Genomic DNA, 5,088 nt, shown 5'->3' on the forward strand with positions numbered 1-5,088 from the left:
GCTGCTCACCAGCCAAAACCAGTTTTAATAACCTATTTCATTTTCAAATACTGTTTGAAGACAAAAATTTTTATGCTTATTCATTTAGTTCATATAGTGACTTTTGAAATCCGTTACGCGCTATTCATTTATAATGCCATCGTATTTGTCCCAATGGTTTTTCTTTTTGCATAGTGCTTTTTTTAGCCATAGGGGCATGTATTTATGTTTTGAGCCGAGGAACATGCCTAGGAATTTGAATGCGTCATATATTGTGACATAGGGAATCCAAGAGAGGTAGCCGTTGCTTGCCATGAAGTTGTACTCTCTAATTGTATATTTTATCCCGTCGAGTAGGAAGTTATTCATGGAGTAGTTTATTACTTTTTTGTCGTAAACGTAGGGCATTGTGGCGCCCGAGTCGAAATACTCCTGGAAAACATTTTTTATTGTGTAGTTATGTGAATGGTAGACTATTGCTTCACTGTCATATACTATTTTGTGTCCTGCTGTTAGGGCTCTTTTTGCCCATTCCTGGTCTTCGCTTTTTAACATCTCTGGTAACTTTACTTTTTTCCAAACGCTTCGTCGGATGGCAGAATTTGTGTTGGAGAATAAGATGGCTTTCTTGAGTTTCTGGCTGTTGCTTAGAGAAAGGGTGTAACTTTTCGTGGGGTATGTGTTTAGTATAAAGAACTTTTCCATTGGCGTTGCGTTCTCTTTTGGAATTTGTCTTCCGAAGACGCCTCCGACCTTTGGATCCGAAAAGTTTCTCAGCAGTTTTGACAGCCATTTTTTGTCTTTTATTTCTACATCTGTGGATAGGAATACCAGGAATTCTCCGGTGGTCATTGTGGCTCCTAGATTGCGTGTTCCTCCGTAGTTGTAATCTTCGGGTTCAACCCTTACGAGCTTGACGGGGTACTTTTTGACTATTTCTGGAGTTTTATCGTTGGATGAGTCCATTATTAGAACTTCTTTTTTATATTCTACGTCTTGGGAGAAAATGCTTTCCAGCAGGTTTCGGATGTTTTTCTCTACGTTCTTTGTGGGAAGAATGAAGCTTACAGTGGGCATTTAACTTATTCTCCCTTCTTTTTTATGTTTCCCGTATATTTTTCCTTTTTCTTGTTTATACTTGTTTTGTTTATCTTTTGTTCCAGTTTCTGATGATAATGGTTTGTTTACTCTCTAAGGGAGTAGCTGAAGTTTACAGAAGGGGGTTTGTATTTCTGACGGTTTTAGCGCTCTATTAGTAAGGTATCTAGTTTGGATTTTACTTCTTCTCTGTTTTTGCTAGTAAAATACCATTCGATGGTTTTTTTGAATCCTTCTCTGTAGGATACTTTAGGTTCTCCAATAATTTTTCTTGCTTTCGTCAAATCTGCTGCTCTGGAGGCTACTCCTTCTGGTTTAGATAAATCGTGGACGATTTTCTTGGGTTTCCACCCTGCAATATCGAATATGATATCGGCTGCCTGGTCTATGGTGATTCTATCGTCTCTTCCAGCGTTGATCGGTGTGCCGTCTTCTATTTTTTCTGCGGCGCGAATTAGAAAATCTACTATATCCTGAACGTAGGTAAAGTTTCTATCCTGTTTTCCCGTCCCCCAAATTATATAGGGATCCATCTTAATATACGCCTTAGCGATTAGGGCTATTATGGCGTGTGTCTCGTTCTCTCTTGGTCCGTAGGCGGTGAATATTCTCACTGAGGAGGTTTTCATTCCGTACTGTCTATGATAGGCCTTTAGAGCCATCTCTCCCATTAGTTTTGCCCAGCCATATTCTAGATCCGCTAACGCCTTGTCTCTAACGAATGGATCGGCGTCCTCCTCTTTGAGCAGGTAGTTTGACCCGGTTTCTTCCTGAAGATGTGCGGGGTAGACACACGCGGAACTGGCGAAGCAGATTCTGTCCACTTCCGCTTTTTGAGCCTCCTCAAAGACCAGTTGATCCAGTATCATGTTGGTGCAGCACTGAGCTGGGTGGGTATGGATGTATCCTCTTCCCCCATGGAGCGCCGCCAGATGAAAGACGACTTCTACATCTTTTAATACGGCCTTGGTAAAGGACTTATCCTTTAAATCTCCTTGGAAGACAGATAAGCTATTATGAGACCAGGTGTTCGATGAATCCTTTTTTAGGGGGTATTCTAAGTTGCTTAATTTTCCGCTGGAAAAATCATCTGCTACCTTAACTATTGCTCCTTTTTTTAGGAGGGAATCGACCAGATGGCTTCCTATAAAGGAAGCTCCTCCTGTGACCAGTACATTTCTACTGTCCCACACTTAGTTCACCTAGTGCCCAGTTGTAGGTTCTTCTGAGTCCTTCGCTTAGGGGAGTTTGGGGGCTCCATCCTAAGACCTTTTTCATTTTTGTTGTGTCTGCGCAGTATTTATGAGTTCCTGGGGGTGCAGACAGGTCGTTTTCAATTTTGATTTCTTTACCCGAGAGAGTTATAATTTTTTTGGTTAGTTCATTTATGGAAACCAATTCTTCGCTTCCTAAATTTATTGGTTCTGCGTCTTCGATTTTTTCCATACTTAGAATTAGGCCTTCTACACAGTCTTTAACGTATAGAAAAGCTCGTTCTTGTGTGCCGTCTCCAAAAATTTTGAGTTCTTCTTTGGGGTAGAGTATTGTCTTCCTAATGGTAGAGGGAATAACGTGTGACCATCTAGGATCAAGGTTTTCGTTTTCCCCGTACGCGTTAAAGATTCTGACAACAGAAGACTTGATTCCGTAATCGAGATAGTAGGATTTGCACTGGATTTCGCCCATTAGCTTGGCCCACCCGTATGTGGTGTGAGGATTTGCGGGGTAGGCGTCTTCTTCTTTAAATCTGTTGAGTTCTGATGTTTTTTCTCTGTATACGCAGGCAGAGCTGGTAAAGAGAAACCTTTCTACATCATTTATTCTCGAGGCTTCCATCATGTTGGTGTTCATTAAGAGGCTGGGAGTGGATCCTCCTACGTTTTCTTTTTTTATGTAGTGGATTCCGCCTACCGATGCCGCTAGGTGAAAAACGTAATCTATACCTTTCGTAGCTTTTATGCAGTTCTCAGGCTTTGTTAAATCTAGGGTGTGAAGCTGAATCTCGTCTAAGAAGGGTTCTATGTTCTTCCTTCTACCTCGAGAGAAGTCATCAGCAATAGAAACATGACTTCCTAGGTCTAGCAATCTTTTTACTAAGTGGGAACCGATAAATCCAGCGCCTCCGGTAACTAAGACGTTTTTGTCATTCCAAATCAAGATTATTACCTCTCATCTCTGTTTTTATGTAATCTATTAAAGAAAGCTGGTGTAGAGATCTAATTGTTATTTATAACTTGCGTGGACCTTTATTTTGAAAATGATTTTGTGAAACGTGATTTTATTAGTAGTTTTAGGTGTCTGTAGCCGTCTTTTAAGGGGTTTAACTTGGAGTTTGTACCTTTTCTTGGGTGGTAGGTTATGGGGGTTTCTACGATTTTTAGTCCTTTTTTTGCTGCTTTTATTAGCATTTCGGATGCGAATTCCATTCCTGGTGATACTGTTTTTATTTTTTTCCATGCTTTTTTGGTGATTGCTCTCATTCCGCAGTGCATGTCTGAGATTCTGGTTCCGAATAGTATGTTTGCGGTGAGGGTTAGGAGGGGGTTGCCGATGTATCTGTGGAGTCTGGGCATGCTTCCATGTAGGATTTTGCCTTTGAGTCTTGTTCCTATTACGATGTCTGCTCCATCTTTTTGTAATATTTTTATGAATTTGTATATTTCTTCTAGGTTGTATGTGCCGTCTGCGTCGGCCATAACTATGTATTGTCCTTTTGCTTCGGATATTCCGGTTAGGTATGCGGTGCCGTAGCCTTTTTCGGGGGGGTGTACTACTTTTGCTCCTAGTTTTTTTGCTATTGTGGGGGAGTTGTCTGTGGAGCTGTCTGAGACTATTATTTCGCCGCGTAGCTTTAGTTTTCTGAAAACGTTTTTGATTTTGTTGATGCATTCTCCTATTGTTGGTTCTTCGTTTAAACAGGGTATAACTACTGAGATGTCGATTTCTGTTTTTTCTGCATCGATTATACTAGGGGTGGTTTTTGTTGGATGTGTCTCGGTAGTGTTTTCGAATTTCAGCATGTTTTCCTCCCTTTGGTCATTTTTTTGGAAAGGAAATAATATTGGGGGGTGTTTCTTTCGGTGAGTGCGAAGCAGAGTTCTGCGTTGTGGTCGGCTATTACTCTGTTGGTTTCTTCCTGCATTTTGCGGTCGTAACATCTTAGTCCGGCTTCTACATGCCCGTAGGGTATGCCTGCCTTTATGGCGGCTAGGGATGATGCGAGTACGGTGTTTGTGTCTCCCTCTGCGAGAACCAGATCAGGTTGATATTTTCGGAGGAGTTTTTCGCACTTTGCTAGGATTTTGGCGGTTTGTGCTGCTGGGGTGCCAGAGCCTACACTTAGATTGTCGGTGGGTTCGGGTAGTCCGAGTTGCTGCATGAATATGTTTGACATGTTCGTGTCGTAGTGTTGACCTGAATGTATGAAGGTGAGGTCTGTGTTGTTATTTTTTTGTAGGGCTTTTATTACTGGTGCCATTTTTATTAGTTCGGGTCTGGTTCCTGCGATGCAAGCTATGCTTACCAAAATTTATTCCCCTTGAAAAATTTTTTCTCTTCTCTATTTTGTGGGTTTTGAGATTTTTTACGTTAGGTGGTTTTCATTGTTTTCCCCGTTTTGTTTAGACATGGTGTGGCTGCTGGATTGGCGGTTTGTTTGTGGTGTTGTTGCTGGGTGATTTGTTGGGGTGTGGGTTGGTGTTTTTGGTGTGTTTTGAGATTTTTGTCCCCTCCGCTTTTTGGGTGCTTGTTTTTGGAAAGGATGGTGGGTTCGTTTGGGGCTTGTTTTTGGGGGCTGCTGGTTGGTGGGTGGCGGATGTTCGGAATGGCTGGTTTGTGGCTGATTGTTTTCAGATGTTTTTCGGATGTGGGGCCTCCTCTTCTCAACCAAGTTGCTTTATTTTATTGTCCTTTTTGAATTGCTTTTTCCACTTATATAAGTTTTATCATTAAGAAAATGGAGAAGGCGCCTTAAGTATGTGGGTTGTTGGGATAGTTCGAAAAGAATAATTG

Annotated in this window: 6 protein-coding genes; all 6 read right to left on the minus strand. The window is 41.5% G+C overall.

Annotated elements, in window-relative coordinates:
• Positions 1–120: 120 nt before the first annotated feature.
• Positions 121–1,056, minus strand: coding sequence for a glycosyltransferase (locus ACUVXA_RS16155; protein WP_445872315.1), 936 nt, complete (start codon positions 1,054–1,056; stop codon positions 121–123).
• Between the two features lie 164 nt (positions 1,057–1,220).
• The gene (locus ACUVXA_RS16160) at positions 1,221–2,270 is read right to left on the minus strand and encodes an NAD-dependent epimerase/dehydratase family protein (RefSeq protein ID WP_445872316.1); all 1,050 of its coding nucleotides are present in this window, start codon (positions 2,268–2,270) and stop codon (positions 1,221–1,223) included.
• Positions 2,257–3,234, minus strand: coding sequence for an NAD-dependent epimerase/dehydratase family protein (locus tag ACUVXA_RS16165; protein WP_445872317.1), 978 nt, complete (start codon positions 3,232–3,234; stop codon positions 2,257–2,259). The genes ACUVXA_RS16160 and ACUVXA_RS16165 overlap by 14 nt, the downstream gene beginning before the upstream one ends.
• Before the next feature lie 89 nt (positions 3,235–3,323).
• Positions 3,324–4,097: a glycosyltransferase family 2 protein gene (locus tag ACUVXA_RS16170; protein WP_445872318.1), complete on the minus strand. Its 774-nt coding sequence runs from the start codon at positions 4,095–4,097 to the stop codon at positions 3,324–3,326.
• A complete protein-coding gene (locus ACUVXA_RS16175) occupies positions 4,091–4,603 on the minus strand; it encodes a UDP-N-acetyl glucosamine 2-epimerase (protein WP_445872319.1) in 513 nt (170 codons plus the stop codon). The genes ACUVXA_RS16170 and ACUVXA_RS16175 overlap by 7 nt, the downstream gene beginning before the upstream one ends.
• 62 nt (positions 4,604–4,665) lie before the next feature.
• Complete coding sequence (locus ACUVXA_RS16180; protein ID WP_445872320.1) at positions 4,666–4,962, minus strand: hypothetical protein; 297 nt, start codon at positions 4,960–4,962, stop codon at positions 4,666–4,668.
• Positions 4,963–5,088 lie beyond the last annotated feature (126 nt).

The sequence above is a fragment of the Candidatus Jordarchaeum sp. genome, from assembly GCF_052745115.1.

What these genes read in the sequence shown, in the direction of transcription:
- ACUVXA_RS16155 (WP_445872315.1), bottom strand. Translation starts at nt 1,056, where the DNA reads ATGCCCACTGTAAGCTTCATTCTTCCCACAAAGAACGTAGAGAAAAAC.
- ACUVXA_RS16170 (WP_445872318.1), bottom strand. Translation starts at nt 4,097, where the DNA reads ATGCTGAAATTCGAAAACACTACCGAGACACATCCAACAAAAACCACC.